At 72.0% G+C, this 15,621-nt stretch carries 16 protein-coding genes; 6 read left to right on the plus strand and 10 right to left on the minus strand.

Annotation, left to right across the window (positions count from 1 at the left end):
• On the minus strand, positions 1–703 hold a 703-nt coding region (locus HAV39_RS39900; RefSeq protein ID WP_191844287.1), incomplete at its 3' end, for a hypothetical protein.
• 82 nt (positions 704–785) lie between these two features.
• Between HAV39_RS39900 and HAV39_RS39905 the strand changes: the two genes are divergently transcribed.
• The 5 genes from HAV39_RS39905 (at position 786) to HAV39_RS39925 (ending at position 5,295) form a co-directional block, all read left to right on the plus strand.
• Positions 786–1,310, plus strand: coding sequence for a hypothetical protein (locus tag HAV39_RS39905; protein ID WP_191844288.1), 525 nt, complete (start codon positions 786–788; stop codon positions 1,308–1,310).
• Positions 1,311–1,313: 3 nt separating this feature from the next.
• Complete coding sequence (locus tag HAV39_RS39910; protein WP_191844289.1) at positions 1,314–1,823, plus strand: DUF1877 family protein; 510 nt, start codon at positions 1,314–1,316, stop codon at positions 1,821–1,823.
• 4 nt (positions 1,824–1,827) lie between these two features.
• Entirely contained in the window at positions 1,828–2,325 is a 498-nt protein-coding gene (locus tag HAV39_RS39915) for a protein-tyrosine phosphatase family protein (protein WP_191844290.1), read from the plus strand.
• Positions 2,326–2,569: 244 nt separating this feature from the next.
• Positions 2,570–3,760 carry a hypothetical protein gene (locus tag HAV39_RS39920; RefSeq protein ID WP_191844291.1) on the plus strand — a complete coding sequence of 397 codons (1,191 nt, stop codon included), beginning with the start codon at positions 2,570–2,572 and terminating at the stop codon, positions 3,758–3,760.
• A 131-nt stretch (positions 3,761–3,891) separates the two neighbouring features.
• Positions 3,892–5,295 (plus strand): RNB domain-containing ribonuclease, encoded by a 1,404-nt coding sequence (locus HAV39_RS39925; protein ID WP_191844292.1) that lies wholly within the window; start codon positions 3,892–3,894, stop codon positions 5,293–5,295.
• 110 nt (positions 5,296–5,405) lie between these two features.
• On the opposite strand, the gene HAV39_RS39930 is transcribed toward HAV39_RS39925, so the two are convergent.
• The 5 genes from HAV39_RS39930 to HAV39_RS39950 are packed head-to-tail and all read right to left on the minus strand — an operon-like array spanning position 5,406 to position 10,172.
• Positions 5,406–6,680 carry a bifunctional RNase H/acid phosphatase gene (locus HAV39_RS39930; RefSeq protein WP_191844293.1) on the minus strand — a complete coding sequence of 425 codons (1,275 nt, stop codon included), beginning with the start codon at positions 6,678–6,680 and terminating at the stop codon, positions 5,406–5,408.
• Positions 6,677–7,417: a zinc ribbon domain-containing protein gene (locus HAV39_RS39935; protein WP_191844294.1), complete on the minus strand. Its 741-nt coding sequence runs from the start codon at positions 7,415–7,417 to the stop codon at positions 6,677–6,679. The genes HAV39_RS39930 and HAV39_RS39935 overlap by 4 nt, the downstream gene beginning before the upstream one ends.
• A 46-nt stretch (positions 7,418–7,463) precedes the next feature.
• Entirely contained in the window at positions 7,464–8,282 is an 819-nt protein-coding gene (locus HAV39_RS39940) for a Nif3-like dinuclear metal center hexameric protein (RefSeq protein ID WP_191844295.1), read from the minus strand.
• 49 nt (positions 8,283–8,331) lie between these two features.
• On the minus strand, positions 8,332–8,940 hold the full coding sequence (locus HAV39_RS39945; protein WP_191844323.1) for a flavoprotein: 609 nt from the start codon (positions 8,938–8,940) through the stop codon (positions 8,332–8,334).
• Between the two features lie 5 nt (positions 8,941–8,945).
• Positions 8,946–10,172: a helix-turn-helix domain-containing protein gene (locus HAV39_RS39950; RefSeq protein WP_120318437.1), complete on the minus strand. Its 1,227-nt coding sequence runs from the start codon at positions 10,170–10,172 to the stop codon at positions 8,946–8,948.
• A gap of 228 nt (positions 10,173–10,400) precedes the next feature.
• Between HAV39_RS39950 and HAV39_RS39955 the strand changes: the two genes are divergently transcribed.
• Entirely contained in the window at positions 10,401–11,123 is a 723-nt protein-coding gene (locus HAV39_RS39955) for a bifunctional DNA primase/polymerase (protein WP_191844296.1), read from the plus strand.
• A gap of 319 nt (positions 11,124–11,442) precedes the next feature.
• Here HAV39_RS39955 and HAV39_RS39960 read toward each other — a convergent pair whose 3' ends face one another.
• From HAV39_RS39960 to HAV39_RS39975, 4 genes are all read right to left on the minus strand, one after another.
• A complete protein-coding gene (locus tag HAV39_RS39960) occupies positions 11,443–12,393 on the minus strand; it encodes a type IV toxin-antitoxin system AbiEi family antitoxin domain-containing protein (RefSeq protein WP_191844297.1) in 951 nt (316 codons plus the stop codon).
• Positions 12,394–12,656: 263 nt separating this feature from the next.
• Positions 12,657–13,751 carry a branched-chain amino acid aminotransferase gene (locus tag HAV39_RS39965; protein WP_120318434.1) on the minus strand — a complete coding sequence of 365 codons (1,095 nt, stop codon included), beginning with the start codon at positions 13,749–13,751 and terminating at the stop codon, positions 12,657–12,659.
• A 133-nt stretch (positions 13,752–13,884) separates the two neighbouring features.
• Positions 13,885–14,907: a 3-isopropylmalate dehydrogenase gene (locus HAV39_RS39970; RefSeq protein WP_155390143.1), complete on the minus strand. Its 1,023-nt coding sequence runs from the start codon at positions 14,905–14,907 to the stop codon at positions 13,885–13,887.
• 101 nt (positions 14,908–15,008) lie between these two features.
• Positions 15,009–15,557, minus strand: a complete 549-nt coding sequence (locus HAV39_RS39975) for a GNAT family N-acetyltransferase (RefSeq protein ID WP_191844298.1) — start codon at positions 15,555–15,557, stop codon at positions 15,009–15,011.
• Positions 15,558–15,621 lie beyond the last annotated feature (64 nt).

Consider the following 15,621-nt stretch of genomic DNA (forward strand, 5'->3'; position numbering starts at 1 on the left):
AGGGGCGGGTGGGGGTGGTGGGTGGGTGTTGGAGGTGGAGGGCGGTGGCGTAGATGAAGAGCACCACGCCGAGCATCTCGCAGAGTTCCTCGGCCGAGGCGGCCAGCACGTAGCGCATGGAGGCCCAACCGGGGGTGAAGCCGATGTTCTCCCGGCCGGTGTAGGCGCCGAGCACCTCGATCCCGGCCGCCCCGCCGAGGAACAGCGCGGCCGCGCCGAGCATGAGCCAGCGCACCCGCGGCGGCAGCGCGAGCAGCAGGGGCAGGTACGACAGGGCCAGCACGAGCACCAGGGGCGCGGCGAGCACCAGCCAGGACAGGTACGAGGCCCCGCCCGCGTCCAGCACGTCGGCCTGCGCCCCGAGCTCGTGGAACTGCGAGAACTCGTCCAGCGACAGGCCGGTGAAGACGGCCGCGAGCACCCGCCAGCGCCGGTGGAAGCGCCCGCCGGACGCCCGGTCCGCGCCGCCGAGCTGCCACAGCAGCAGCGCCGCGAGGAACAGCAGCCCGCTGGAGAACCAGGTGGGCAGGTTCTGCTCCTTGTCCACGTAGAAGAACTTGACGATCCGCCCCCAGTACGGGATGAGGTCGTACACGCCGAAGCCGTGGTAGACGATCGTGAACCCGAGGCTCAGCAGATGGATCGCGGCCACGCTCCACAGCAGCCCGCGGAGCAGCTTCGATGCCGGAACGTCGAGTCTCATGCCTGACCAACGACCCGGCGACGGTCCACAGCACGGCGTACGCGGCTTCCTCCCCCGGCCGGTTTCGTGCCATAGTCACCCGGTGTCCGATACCCCCGCACGGATGCTCGCGCTCGCCGGTGTCCTGATCGCCCTGCTGAGCCTGGCCGTGGCGCTGGCCGGCTACCGGCGCACCCGGCCGGCCCCCAGCGTGCGGCTCTACCACATCAACAACTTCGGTCCCGGTGACGCGAAGGAGTTCCTGATCGCCACGACGGTGACGAACGGGACACTAGGCGCGGTGCAGGTGGTGACCTGCGAGTTCGAGGTGAAGGGGCTGCGCGGGCGGCACATGGTGGGCGGGCAGAGCCGCAAGGGGCCGGAGTTGCCGTACAAGGTGGAGGGTCACCACTCGGCCACCTGGACCGTCCCGGTCACCGACGTCGCCGAGCTGCTGAAGGTGTACGGCAAGCAGAACGCGAAGATCCGGGCGGTGCTGGCGCTGGGCAGCGGGCGGGTCGTGTTGGGCGGCTGGTTCCGCTTCGACCTGGACAAGTGGGCGGCGGGCAGCGACAAGGCCAAGCCCGCCGGGGCGCGGGCACAGAGCCCGGCGAAGTCGAAGGCCTGAGCCGTGACCGGCGTCGACATGTACTGGCAGCGGGTGCCCGAGACGGAGCTGGCGGGTTCGCCGCGCCGGCTGTGGGACGGCTCGCCGGTGTTCGACGACGCGGCCTACGAGCGGGCGCTGGCCGACGGCACCCTGCGCGCGGTGCCCGAGCACTACCTGCTGCTGGAGGTGCTCTTCGCGGGCAGCCAGGGGCCTGGCCACCCGGTGGCGGGCCTGGTCGTGTCCGGCGGGGCCTGGCATCCGGTCGACCTGTCCGGGGCGTCCGACGACGAGATCGGCGTGCTCCGCGCCGACGAGGTCCGCGCGGTCTCTGACTTCCTGCGTGACGCGCAGCCGTCGTCGTGGATCGCGCAGCGCGAGGGCGAGCTGTCCGCGGTGCTGCGCGGCTACTCCACCCGCCCCTGGGACGACCTGCTGGCGCGACGCCTGGCCTGGCACGCCGACGGCCTCGCCGCGTTCTACCACCGTGCGGCCGCCGACGGCGAGGCCGTCGTGAAGGTCCTGCTCGGCTGACCTCGTGCCCACCACCGCGTACGTCGTCGACTGGCCCGCCGCGGGCCGGCTCGCGCTCATGCCCCGTCCCGAGGGCGGGCAGCGGCTGCGGGACGAGGTCGATTCCCTGCGCCGGCAGGGGGTGGACACCGTGGTCTCCGCGCTGACCGCCCCCGAGAACGAGCGGCTGGGCCTGGTCGGCGAGGAGCAGGCGGTGCGCGCGGCCGGGATGCGCTTCGTCTCGTTCCCCATCCCCGATTTCGGCGTGCCGGACTTCACCGCGTACCGGGAGCTGACCGGGCGGCTCGCCGACGAGGTCGCGGCGGGCAGGTTCGTGCTGGCGCACTGCTTCGGCGGCATCGGCCGGGCCACCGTCGTCGCGGGCGGGGTGCTGATCCGGCTCGGTGCGAGCGCCGCGGACGCGACGGCCGCTGTCGGTGCGGCACGGGGACTTCCGGTGCCGGAGACCGAGCCGCAACGGGCGATCCTGGCGCGGTTGGCCGGGATGACGGGTCCCCGCTAGACCTGCGCCCCGCGTGCCGCAAAGAGCGGCGGGACAAGGGATGCCGCGATACGTGCACTGTGGAGTGGTCACATCGGCAGTCATAGCAATTTGACTTTTTTACGGATTTCACCAGCACATGGGCCTTTTGCGGCGCACAGTGATGTCTGGAGCAGCAGTGCGCGGAGAAAGCGCCGTGGCCACCGCTGTTTCGCGGTTCCGCCGGAGACATTCCGGCAGGACGTTCCCGTGAGGAGGACAAGCGATGGCCGTAGCCAAGGCCGCAGCGAAGAAGGCCCCAGCGAAGAAGGCCGCTGCCAAGAAGGCGGTAGCCAAGAAGGCGCCGAGCCGGCCGGCCGCGGCGAAGAAGGCCGCGCCTGCCAGGAAGACCTCGCCCGCCAAGAAGACCACCACAGCGCGGAAGACGACCACGGCGAAGAAGACCACCGCCAAGAAGACGTCCCCGGCCAAGAAGGCCACCGCCAAGAAGACCACCGCGGTCAAGAAGACCACGGCCGCGAAGAAGACCACCGCCGCCAAGAAGACCACCGGCGTCAAGAAGCTCACCGCCGCGGTCAAGAAGACGGCGGCGAAGAAGGCCGTGACGGCGAAGAAGACCACCGCAGCCAAGAAGACGACGCCGATGAAGAAGGCCGCACCGGCCAGGAAGACGACCACGGCGAAGAAGACCACCGCGAAGAAGACGTCCCCGGCCAAGAAGGCCACCGCCAAGAAGACCACCGCGGTCAAGAAGACCACGGCCGCGAAGAAGACCACCGCCGCCAAGAAGACCACTGCGGCCAGGAAGACGACGGCCAAGAAGGCGACCGCCAAGAAGACCACGGCCGCCGCCCGCAGCACGGGCGCCCGGACTATCACCGCCGCGGTCCGGAAGACCGCCGCGGCGAAGAAGACCACCGCCCGCAAGACGACCGCGCGCAAGACGGCCGCCAAGAAGGCGTCGCCTGCCAGAAAGACCACCGCGGCCAAGAAGGCCATCGCGGTCAAGAAGGCGACAGCGGTCAAGAAGGCAGCGGTCGCGAAGAAGACCGCACCCGCGCGCAAGGCGACCGCTCGCAAGACCACCGCGGTCCGCAAGACCACGGCCGCCAGGAAGACCGCACCCGCGCGCAAGAGCGTCACCGCGGTCCGCAAGACGACCACGGCCCGGAAGACCACCGCGGCCCGGAAGACCACCACGGTGGCGAAGAAGGCGTCCCCGACCCGCAGGGCGACCGGGGCGAAGAAGATCACTGCGGCGGTACGCCGGACCGCCTCCGGCCGCAGCACGGCGAAGAAGGCCATGGCCGCCAAGAAGGTGACCCCGCTCAAGAAGGCCACCACCGCCCGCAAGAGCGCACCGGCCCGCAAGGCGATGGCGAAGACCGCCCCGGCCCGCAAGACGACCATGCGCAAGACGGCGATGAAGAAGATGGCCCGCAAGGCCATGCGTTAGCGGGGCAGCGCCGCCCTGATCGGTGTCATCCACGGCGTGACCTGCGGATGGCACCGAATCGCCGTCGCCGGAACGTGAAGCCGCCCGTACGGGCGGGGCCGCCGCACGCGCGCACCTGGTAAGAATGACCAATGGCATACCGCCGCCTGCACGCCGAGGCCATCGACTTCACCGCGCTGCGTCGCGAGCTGCAACTGCCCGACGCCTTCCCGCCCGCCGCGCAGGCACAGGCGCAGGCCGCCGCCGCCGAGGTGAAGCTGCCCGACGCCGACCGCACCGACCTGCCCTTCGTCACCGTCGACCCGCTCGGCTCCCGCGACCTCGACCAGGCCGTGTGCCTGTCCCGCCGGGACGGCGGCTACCGGGTGCACTACGCCATCGCCGACGTCGCGGCGTACGTGGCGCCGGACAGCCCGCTGGAAGCCGAGACCTGGCGGCGCGGGCAGACGATCTACCTGCCCGACGGCAAGGTGCCGCTGCACCCGCCGGTGCTCAGCGAGGGCGCGGTCAGCCTGCTGCCCGGCGTGGACCGGGCCGCGGTGGTGTGGACGATCGACGTCTCCGCCGACGGCGACACCGTCGGTGTGCAGCTGCAACGGGCGCGGGTGCGCAGCCGCGCCAAGCTCGCCTACGAGGGTGTGCAGGCCGATGTGGACAGCGGCGCGCTCGCCGAGCCGATCGCGCTGCTGCCGGAGCTGGGCCGGCTGCTGATCATGCGGGGCCTGGAGCGCGGCGCCATCAACCTGCCCATGCCCGAGCAGGAGATCGAGCCGCACAGCGACGGCTGGCAGCTGCGCCTGCGCGCCCCGCTGCCCGCCGAGGAATGGAACGCCCAGATCTCGCTGCTGACCGGCCGCGCGGCTGCGGACATCATGCTGGCGGGCCGGATCGGCCTGCTGCGCACGATGCCCGCCCCCGACCCGGAGGCGGTGGCCCGGCTGCGGATCGCGGCGAAGGGCCTGGGCGTGGACTGGCCCGACGGCATGACCGTGGGCCAGGTGCTGGCCGGGCTGGACCCGGCCCGGCCCAAGCACGCCGCGTTCGTCGACGAGGCCGCCGAGCTGCTGCGCGGCGCCGGGTACACGCCGTTCGCCGGGCAGCTGCCGGAGCAGCCGGAGCACAGCGCCGTCGCGGCGGCGTACGCCCATGTCACGGCCCCGCTGCGCCGCCTGGCCGACCGGTACGTCACCGAGGTGTGCCTGGCCCTGCACGACGGCCGTGAGGTGCCGGCCTGGGCCGCCGCGGCCCTGCCCGAGCTGCCCGCCGTCATGTCGGGCACCGACCGGGTCTCCTCGGCCGCCGAACGCGGCGCGATCGACCTGGTCGAGTCGACCATCCTGGCCGACCGTATCGGCGAGACCTTCCCCGCCACGGTGCTGGACACCAACCACGGCAAGCCCGGCGGCACGGTGGCGCTCACCGAGCCCGCCGTCCGCGCCCGCTGCGACGGCCAGCTCACCGCAGGCGACCAGATCACCGTCCGCCTCACCCAGGCCGACCCCGCCAAACGCCTGGTCCGCTTCACCCTCGCCTAGAGCGAAGGAAGGGCATCGTCGGCTCGCGTCAGCGAGACGAGCAGCAGCTCCGCACAACGCTATGCGTTGTAGAAGGTGCCCTTGTAACGCCTGTCGTGACGCCGCGCAGGTCAGGGGGTGGGCGGCAGGAGGTGGGCGGTGTCGTTGACGGAGCGCACCGAGACGCCGCCGTCAGGCCACACGTCCACGATCGAGACGCCGGCCGGGTCCAGCAGCAGCCGGTACAGGAACGCGTCGCCCGCGGCGAGCGCGTCCCGCAGGATCAGCTTGATCGGTGACACGTGCGACACGATGACGACGGTCTGCCCCTCGTACGCCTTCTGCAGCCTGCCCATCGCCCCGCGCACCCGCTTGGCGACCTGCTGGAACGACTCGCCCTTGGGCGGCGCCACCGAGGTCGAGGCCAGCCAGGCGTCCAGCTCGGCCGGGTACTGCTCGCGCACGTCGCCGAAGGTCAGGCCCTCCCAGACGCCGAAGTCGCACTCGATGAGGTCGTTCTCCACGGTCACCGGGATGCCGCCCGCGGCCGCCGCGATCGCCGCCGCGGTGGACCGGCACCGGCTCAGCGGCGAACTGACCACCCGGTCGGGGCGCAGCCCCGCGACCCGCCGCCCGGCGGCTGCCGCCTGCTCCTCCCCGATGGCCGACAGCGGCACGTCGCCGCGGCCGGAGTAGCGCTTCTGCGCGGTCAGCTCCGTCTCCCCGTGCCGCACCAGCACCAGCCGGGTCGCCGGGGACGTGCGTGGCGCCCAGTCCTCGCGCGGTCGCCCCGGCGCGGCGGTCTCGGCTCCGCGCCCGGCCTTTCCGGAGCCCGTCGAGGTGCTCGACCCGGCGGCCCGGCCGGACCCGGCGGCGGCGCCCGCCGCCGTCTCGCCGGCATCGGGGACGATCGGGAACGCGTCGGCGTCCCATGCCGTGACGATCCCGAACGCCGTCTCTCCGTCCAGGCTCCCGGCGGCCGATCCGCCCTTCCCGGCCGCGGCGTCCATGGCCGCGTTGGCCAGGGCGTCGGCGGCCCGGTTGCGCTCGCGCGGAATCCACGTGTACGTGACCTGGTCGAACTTGCGCACCAGCGTGGCAACCTCGGCCGCCAGCGGGCGCAGGCCCGGGTGCTTGATCTGCCAGCGGCCGGACATCTGCTCGACCACCAGCTTGGAGTCCATCCGGGCCTCGACCTGCGACGCGCCCAGCTCGGCGGCGGCCTGCAGCCCGGCGATGAGCCCGCGGTACTCGGCGACGTTGTTCGTGGTCACCCCGAGCGCGGCGGCCCGCTCGGCGAGCACCTCACCGCTGGCCGGGTCGCGCACGACCGCGCCGTAGCCGGCCGGGCCGGGGTTGCCGCGCGCCCCGCCGTCGGCCTCGATGATGACCTTTCCGATGGTCACAGACCCGACTCCGCGGTGCGGACCATGATGCGCCGGCACTCCTCGCAGCGCACGACCTCGTCCGGCGGGGCGGCCTTGACCCGGTTGCGGTCCGCGCCGAACAGCTCCAGGCGGCAGCCGCCGCAGCGGCCGTGCTGGACCAGGGCCGCGCCGAGCCCGCCCGACGTCTCACGGATCTTGTCGTACAGCTGCACCAGCTCGGCGGGCAGATCGGCCGCCAGCGGACGGCGGGCGTTCTGCTTCCACTCCGCCTCCTTGGTGATCTCGGAGATCGCCTCGTCGCGGCGGTTCTCGGCGGCGATGCGCTTCTCCCGGGCGACGGAGATCTTCTCGTCGACGGCGTCCAGGGCGGCCTGCGAGGACTCGCGCTTCTCCATCAGCTCCAGCTCGGCGTCCTCCAGCTCCGACTGCCGCCGCTTGAGCGAGCCGATCTCGTGCTCCAGCGCGGTCAGCTCCCGCGCGGGCAGCCGGCCGTCGACGAGGCGCTGCTGGTCCTTGGCGCTGCGCTGGCGTACGGTGTCGACCTCGCGCTCCAGCCGGGCGATGTCGCGGTCCAGGTCGTCGACGTCGACCTCGGCGCGGGCCCGCTCGTCCTCCAGCCGGCCGATCGCCTTGCCGAGCACGTCGAGCTCGGCGATCTCCGGCAGGTTCTTGCGCCGGTGCGCCAGCTGCTGCAGCGTGGTGTCGATCGCCTGCAGGTCGAGCAACCGCTGCTGATCCTTCGGGTCGGCCTTCATGTCGGCATTCCTTCTCTCGCGGTTGTCCAGTTGTCAAAGGCCACGTTCAGGCGACCGGGTCAAGTGTCGCGCACGCGTGGAAACCGAACGGATCGGTCGTGGTGTCGGAGACGATGGTCTCAAGTCCGCTCGCCGTACGCAGCCAGGCGGCCAGGGGCGTCAGCCAGGGCCGCTCGGTGGCGTAGTGGCCCGCGTCGACCAGCGCCGGACCGCCTGCGGCCAGCAGGTCCGCCACGCGGTGGTGCTTGAGGTCGCCGGTGAGGTAGACGTCGGCGCCGGCGGCGACCGCGTCGGGGATGAACTCGTCGCCCGAGCCGCCGCAGACCGCCACGGTGGCCACCGGCCGGGCCGGGTCGCCCGCGACGCGTACGCCCCAGCTGGCGACCGGCAGCGCGGCGGCCGCGAGGTGCGCGAACTCGCCCAGGGTGAGCGGCGCGGGCAGGCGGCCGACCCGGCCGTGGCCGCGGCCGTCCTCGGTGGCCCGCAGTGGCCGGGTGTCGGTCAGGCCGAGCAGGTCGGCGAGCGCGTCGCTGACGCCCGGTTTCGCGACGTCGGCGTTGGTGTGCGCGACGTACAGCGCCACCCCGTTGCCGATCAGGTCGTGCACGATCCGGCCCGGGTAGGTGGTGGCCGCCACCGAGGACACGCCGCGCAGCAGCAGCGGATGGTGAGCGATGATCATGTCGGCGCCGGTGTCGAGCGCCTCGGCGACCGTGGCCGGCAGCACGTCCACCACCGCCAGCACCCGCGTCACCGGCTGCTCGGGACGCCCGGTCACCAGCCCGACGCGGTCCCACGGCTCCGCCCACCGCGGCGGGAACTCGCTGTCCAGCAACTCGGTGAAAGACGCGACAGTCCAGGTCACCCGGACAGACTACTGCGCAACGGGCGGCGGGCCGCGTGGCGCGGGCGACTCACGCGCCGGGCGGGCAGAGCTTCTCCACGGCGTCCAGGGCCAGCGCCCAGCCGAACTCGTGGCGATACGCGTCGCCTTCGCCGGGGGCGGGCAGTTTCAGCACGTCGTCGCCGTACAGCACGGTGATGCCCCAGCCGCGCAGCCGCACGATGTTCTCCTGGAACGCCGGGTGCCGGGCCATCGCCGCGTTCGTGAACGGCATCGCCACGATCGGCAGGCCCTTGCCCTGGCTCTCCACGATCAGCCCCAGGGCGAGCGTGTCGGCGATGCCCGCGCCCCACTTGTTCACCGTGTTCACCGTCGCCGGGGCCACGATCAGCGCGTCCGGCGACGGCAGCACGTCGGGATCACCGGGGTTCTTGTAAGTGCTGCGGACGGGGTGGCCCGTCTGCGTCGCGAGCGCCGGGACGTCGACGAACTTGCGCCCGTCCGGCGTGACCACGACGCACACGTCGTAGCCGCGCTCCTGGGCGAGCCCGACCAGCTGGCCGACGTCACGGGTCACCGGTGAGCCGCACGCGATGACGTACAGCACCGGCCTGCCCGCCGGCCGGGCCGCGTCGCTCACGCCGCCACCTCTTCGCTCGTGGCGGGCCGCATCGAGCATGCCGCTCACACGCCCACCCCCATCTGCTCGGCCAGCTCCGCCAGCGCCGCGGTGGGTGTGCCACGGGTGCGCCGCAGCACGTCGCTGAGCACCTCGTGCGCGATCGGCCGGCAGCGGATCTCGGCGGGCGCCAGCAGGTCGCCCTCCAGCAGCATCTCGCCCGCCCGCTCGACGTCGCCCACCTGGGCGAAGCCGCGGGCCATGTCGAGGTAGTGGTGCGCCCGCCGCTCCGGCAGCAGCGCGTTGAACGCGGTCGGGTCCAGCCCGTCGTGGATGGAGATGGCCAGGCCGCCCTCACCCAGCTCGACGGCGGCGGCGGCCCGGTGCACCAGCACGTTGGTCGGGCCGAAGCTGGTCCAGTAGTGGTTCTTGTCGCCGCCCAGCCCCGCCGCCGCCTCCTGGGCCGCGGACAGCAGGTCGCGCATGGTCGCGCTGTCGCCGATGCAGGAGGCGGCCATCGCGCCCTGCAGCAGCAGGAAGCCGTACACCGACAGCTGGTCGTCGGCGGTCTGGCCCGGTGTCGGGCAGAGCCGGTTGGCGATGTTGACGTTGACCTCGAGCGCCGCGCGGTGCCGGCCCAGGGCGCGCAGCGCGTTCGCCACGCGGGTGGTGGCCACCCCGGCGAGCAGCTGGTCGCCCGCCCGCTGGGACACCGCGATGGAGCGGTCCGCGGCCAGCCAGCTCAGGTCCAGCTCGCCGAGCTTGCGCAGCACCGAGGAGGCCAGCTGGTACACCTGGCCGAGCAGGTGCGCGGCCTCGCGGGAGTCATCGGAGTGGACGTATGCCGTGTCGGCGGCCTGGGCGTCGCGCAGCAGCTTGGGCAGCGCGCGGGCCAGCACGCCGTAACGGCCGTGCTCCCAGGTCTGCCAGGCGTGCAGGGCGGCCTTGCGCATCTCCGCGATCGGCGGCGGCTCGGGGGCCGCGTAGAAGAACGCGCTGATCTGGTCGTAGCGCTCCAGCGCGGAGCGGATCTCGGCGACCTCGATCTGGTCGATGCAGTTCATGCTGTCGGGGCGGCGCTCCGGGTCCTTGCCCAGCAGCAGCTGGACGTCGAGCTGGAGCACGTCGGCGATCTCGTACACGACGGAGAACTTGTCGAGCCGGCGCACGCCGCGCTCGACCTTGTCCACCCAGCTCTTCGACTTGCCCAGGCGGTCGGCGAAGACCTGCTGCGACATCTTCCGGCGGTTGCGCCAGTACGACACCCGGCGCCCTATCGGCAGCTCGTCCATCCTCCAGCCCTCCCCTCATCGGGTCGGTCTGACCGAGTCGCACAGTCTGTGCGCCCACATCCGGTCCGACACTCGTATCTTCAGATGCAAGTTGCAGTTGGACAATGCATTCAGGCGTTTGCTCTGGACTGTTGTCGATGTAACGACGACTCGACGCGTCGGTGACGGCTTTTGTGGATGTCGATCTCTAGGATCGATTCCCTTAACCCGGAAGAGGGGGTCGGACTCATGCGGTGGCCACAGGCGCCGTTCGGCAAAGCCCTGTTACGGCGGCGGCTGCGCCTGGCGGCGCAGCGTTTCGCGGACCACGGCTGGGCGGTGACGCCGGGCGGATACTTCAACGGCCGGCGCATGGCCTGCGATCGTGTGAACTGCTTCGCCACCAGCAGCCACCCGCTGTTCGACGACTGGGAGGCCCGGACGAGCACCAGCTCCGAGCAGTTCGACGAGTGGTGGAGCGAACGCCCGCACGCGCTGCTGCTGCCCACCGGCCACGCCTTCGACGTCCTCGAAGTGCCCGCCCTGCTCGGCTCACGGGCCGTATGCGGGCCGCCGACCGGCCCCGGCCGCGCGACCTCCGCGGGCCACGTGCGCGGACCCGTGGCGGTCACCGCCGCGGGTAGCTGGATGTTCCTGATGCGCTCGGGCGGCACGCTGGCACCCGAACTGGACCACCGCGTCGACGTGGTGCGCCACTCGCTCGGCTCGTGGATCCCCGCCCCGCCCACGGTCCTGCCGGACGGCCCGATCCGCTGGAAGGTGTCGCCGCAGAGCATCGGCTGGCAACTGCCCGACCCGGACGAGTTCCAGGCCGCCCTGGTGCAGGCACTGGTGGCGCTCGACGCCTCGTTCCTGGACCTGCCCGTCACCGCCCGTCGCCGGCTGGCCCCGCCCGCCCTGCCCCGGCCGGCCGGGCTCAAGCCCACCCCGACCCTGCGCCGAGCCGTCTGAACAGCAGTCCTGTCACCCCTCGAACCCGCCCGGTGACGCGCACCGGGCAGCGACCGCCCGGCAGCGCGGTCGTTAGGTGAGGTATCGAGGAGGTCCGACATGGCACCTGACAACGTAGAACGGCACATGGCGCACGTCGAGTCCCAATTTGGGGTCATACGATCGTCCGCCGCGCGCTGGGCAGGCACCCGACCCGCCGGCACCCGTCCGCACGGTTCCCGCCCTTCGGGATCCCGCCCCACCAGCACCCACCGCCCCACTCGCTAGAGCCGAAGGAAGGGCACCTTCCCATCGGTATCGGTAGCGGAAGGGCACCTTCCTAACTCCGCACCACGCGCACGCTGGTGCGGAACCCTCTTCTCAGGGTCGCGGCCTCGGCGACGATCCGGCGTACCTCGTCCGGCTGACCTGCCACGAACGAGGGCGTGAAGTGCAGCACCTGGACACCGTGCCGGCCGAGCACGTTGTGCCGTTCCAGGGAACGCGCCCAGTCCTCGGGGTTCAGATGGAACTCCCGCGAATCCACCTCGATCGCCAGCGCCGCGCCGGGCACGTAGCCGTCGGGCGTGGGCAGCGGAGTGCCGTCGGTCAGCGCCAGCCGTGGGTTCCACAGCACCGGTCCCAGCTCCGGCAGCCCGGCCAGCAGCGCCCTGGCCTGCGCCTCCGGAGCAGAACGCGCGCCACCGGCTATCTCGGCCAGGACCTTGCGGGCCACTGCGGTGCGGCTGCGGGCAGCGCGGCGGATCTCGTCGTCGAGCCGCTTCGGCGGGACCCGGAAGCGCTGCACCGCCTCGGCCATGACCGCTCGGACGGTGCGCAGTTCACGCAGTTCCCGGCAGGTGTCGATGACCGCTCGGGCCGGACTGACCACCTGGTAGAGGTCGGTGTGGCGGGCGCGGTGGTCCAGGGTCAGCGCCCGTTTCACCACGGCGAAGCCGTTGGAGCGGCAGCGGGTGGCGTGCGGGACGAGCAGGTTGACCTCGGGCGCGGGCGGCAGGGCACGGAAGCCGTACCAGGTCAGCGCGCTGGGGCCGGTGATCTGCGCGTCGGGGCCCGCGTACAGCGCGGCGGCGACGCGGCGCTGCTCGTCGGTGAGGGTGCCGCCGTGCACGCAGTAGACCCCGGCCAGCACTCGCTGCCAGCGGCCGGTCTGGATCCGACGGTAGATCATCATGTCGGTGTGCCCGGCAGCCAGCACCTGCGGGCGGGTCAGCAGCTGCTGCTGGCGGTGCGTCAGCTCATCCAGCACGGCGGCGGAGTCGGAAGTCATGCAGGGCAGGGTCATCGCACGCCCGTCGCCGAACAACCAGTCGGCCCGCGCCGCCTGTGGACAGATGCGTGCTTGTGGACAACCGCCGTAACCGGTGGTGATCTGCTATGCGGCGGAGCGGGCACGGGTTGCCGGAGGCCGTGGCCGCCGATTCGGCAAGCCCTCAATCCCGGCCTCGATTGCCCAGCTCAAGCCACCCTGGACGTTAAGAAGGGCACCTTCTACAACGCGGAGCGTTAAGAAGGTGCCCTTCCTTTGAACTGTCAGAGGGTGGTGGTCCAGCCGTACGGGTCGGCGGCGCGGCCGTACTGGATGTCCACGAGGGACTGGCGCAGGCCGGCGGTGACCGGGCCGGTGCCGCCGTCGCCGAGCTTGAACTCGCCGTCGACGCCGCGCACGGTGCCGATCGGGGTCAGCACGGCGGCGGTGCCGCAGGCGAACGTCTCCACGATCTCGCCGCTGCGCGCGCCGTCCCGCCACTCGTCGATGGTGACCGGGCGCTCCTGCACCTGGCGGCCCTGCTCGCGGGCGAGCTGGATGATCGAGTCGCGGGTGATGCCGGGCAGGATCGAGCCGTTGAGTTCGGGCGTGAACATCGAACCGTCGGCGCGCACGAAGAAGACGTTCATGCCACCGAGCTCGTCGACGTACTTGCGCTCCACGGCGTCGAGGTAGACGACCTGGTCGCAGCCGTTCTCCGCGGCCTGCGCCTGGGCCAGCAGCGAGGCGGCGTAGTTGCCACCGCACTTGGCCGCGCCGGTGCCGCCGGGGGCCGCCCGGGTGTAGTCGTCGGACACCCAGATGGTGACCGGCTTGAGCCCGCCCGAGAAGTACGGCCCGACCGGCGACGCGATCACGCAGTACAGGTACTCGCGGGCGGGGCGCACCCCGAGGAAGACCTCGCTGGCGTACTGGAACGGGCGCAGGTAGAGGCTGCCCTCGGCGCTGGTGGGGATCCACTCCTGGTCGATGCCGACGAGCTGGCGGATCGAGTCCAGGAACAGCTCCTCGGGCAGCGGGGCCATCGCCATGCGCTGGGCCGACGCCGCGAACCGGCGCGCGTTGGCGTCGGGGCGGAAGAACCCGACCTGGCCGTCGGCCCGCCGGTATGCCTTCATGCCCTCGAAGATCTCTTGCGCGTAGTGCAGTACGGCGGTCGCCGGGTCCATCGGGATCGGCGCCCGCGCTTCGACGCGCGCGTCGTACCAGCCCTTGCCCTCGGCGTACCGGATGGTCACCATGTGATCGGTGAAGATCCGCCCGAAACCGGGATTGGCCAGCAGCGCCTCGCGCTCCGTGGCCGATACCGGCTGCGAACTCGGACGGATCTCGAAGTCGATCGTGCCACCGCCACTCATGCGCGCTGCCCTCCATAGTTCGGGGATCTGGGGGAAAACTTACCTCTAACGGTCGTTCAACCCCAGCCCGGCCGATGACCTGGGCAGTTTGTGCGCATCCACCCCGGTCACCGCACGGACCGGAGCCCTGCGGTCATGCTACGAGTACGGATACCCGGTCGCCGACCTCGGCGGTGCGGATCGGCTCGCCGGTGCGTCCGGAGAGCTCGGTCGCGACGGCCTCTTCGATCTTTCGGGCCTCGTCGGGGTGGCCCAGGTGCTCCAGGCACAGCGCCACGGACAGGATGGCCGCCACGGGGTCGGCCTTGCCCTGGCCCGCGATGTCCGGCGCGGAGCCGTGCACCGGCTCGAACATCGACGGGTAGGCCCGGGTCGGGTTGATGCAGCCGCTCGCGGCCAGGCCGATGCCACCGGTGACGGCGGCCGCGATGTCGGTCAGGATGTCGCCGAACAGGTTGTCGGTGACGATCACGTCGTAGCGCTGCGGGTTGGTCACCATGAACATGGCCGCCGCGTCGACGTGCTGGTATTCCGTCGCGATGTCCGGGAACTCCTTCGCCACCTCGGCGAAGGTGCGCGCCCACAGGCCGCCCGCGTGGGTCAGCACGTTGGTCTTGTGCACCATGGTGACCTTGCGGCGGGCCCGGTTGCCGGCCCGCGCGAAAGCGTCCCGGATCACGCGCTCCACGCCGTGGCGGGTGTTCAGGCTCTCCTCGGTGGCGATCTCCGCCGGGGTGCCCCGGTGCAGGCCGCCGCCGGCGCCCGCGTACAGGCCCTCGGTGCCCTCGCGCACCACCACGAAGTCGATCTCGCCCGGCTTCACTCCGGCCAGCGGGCCGGTGGTGCCCGGCCACAGCCGCGACGGGCGCAGGTTGACGTACTGGTCGAAGTCGAAGCGCAGCTTCAGCAGCAGGCCTCGCTCCAGCACGCCCGGCGGCACCGTGGGGTCGCCGACCGCGCCGAGCAGGATCGCGTCATGCTGGGCCAGCTCGTCGCGCACCGAGTCCGGGAACACCTCACCGGTCCGGTGGTAGCGTGCCGCACCCAGGTCGTACGGCGTCGTCTCCACGCCCGGCAGCACCGCGTCGAGGACCTTGAGCCCCTCCGCCACCACCTCGGCGCCGATCCCGTCACCCGCCACGACCGCGATGCGCATGCCAGCCCGCTCCCTACCGCTTCCGCTCATCTCACATGTCTACCGAACGTTAAGCGCCGCTCCCACCCAACGGTACATCCGTTCCAGAATGTGGAACGCGATCACGGGTTGCGGTGGTCGCCGAGCAGGCGGCCGCTACGGATCAGGGGACGCTTGGACACGCCGCGTACCGCCCGACCGGGCTCCTCGCCGGGCTGACTGCTGCGGACGAACAGGGTGACGGTGACCGCCGGGGCGAAGCCGTTGCGCGACATCAGCGTGGCCGAGGCGCTGTTGGACGACTCCACGTCGGTCACCACCCGGCTCGCCCCGCCCGCGAACAGCGCCTCGCAGCAGGCGTCGACCAGCCGCCCGGCGATGCCCCGGCCCTGGTATGCCGGATCCACCGCGATCCACTCCAGATAACCCCAGTCGTCGCGCAGCTCGAACGTCTGCGAGCCGAGCACGAAGCCGACCACCGCGGTCCCGTCCAGGGCCACCCAGCACGCGCTGTCGCCGCTGTCCAGGTGCTCCGCGACGGCCGTCAGCGACCAGGAGGTGTACGGCTTCACCGTCGTGTCGAAGACCCGGTAGCCGAGGTCCAGGATCTGGCGCAGGTGCTCCAAGCCGACCGGCGCGATGACTATCTCCGTCTGGGACGACTCACTCATGCCGGAATGCTGCCACGGCCCGGCCCTTCCCGGCCGGATTACGGCCGCCACCAGGCGCGCGACG

Source organism: Catellatospora chokoriensis, assembly GCF_011297315.1.
GTDB lineage: Bacteria > Actinomycetota > Actinomycetes > Mycobacteriales > Micromonosporaceae > Catellatospora > Catellatospora citrea.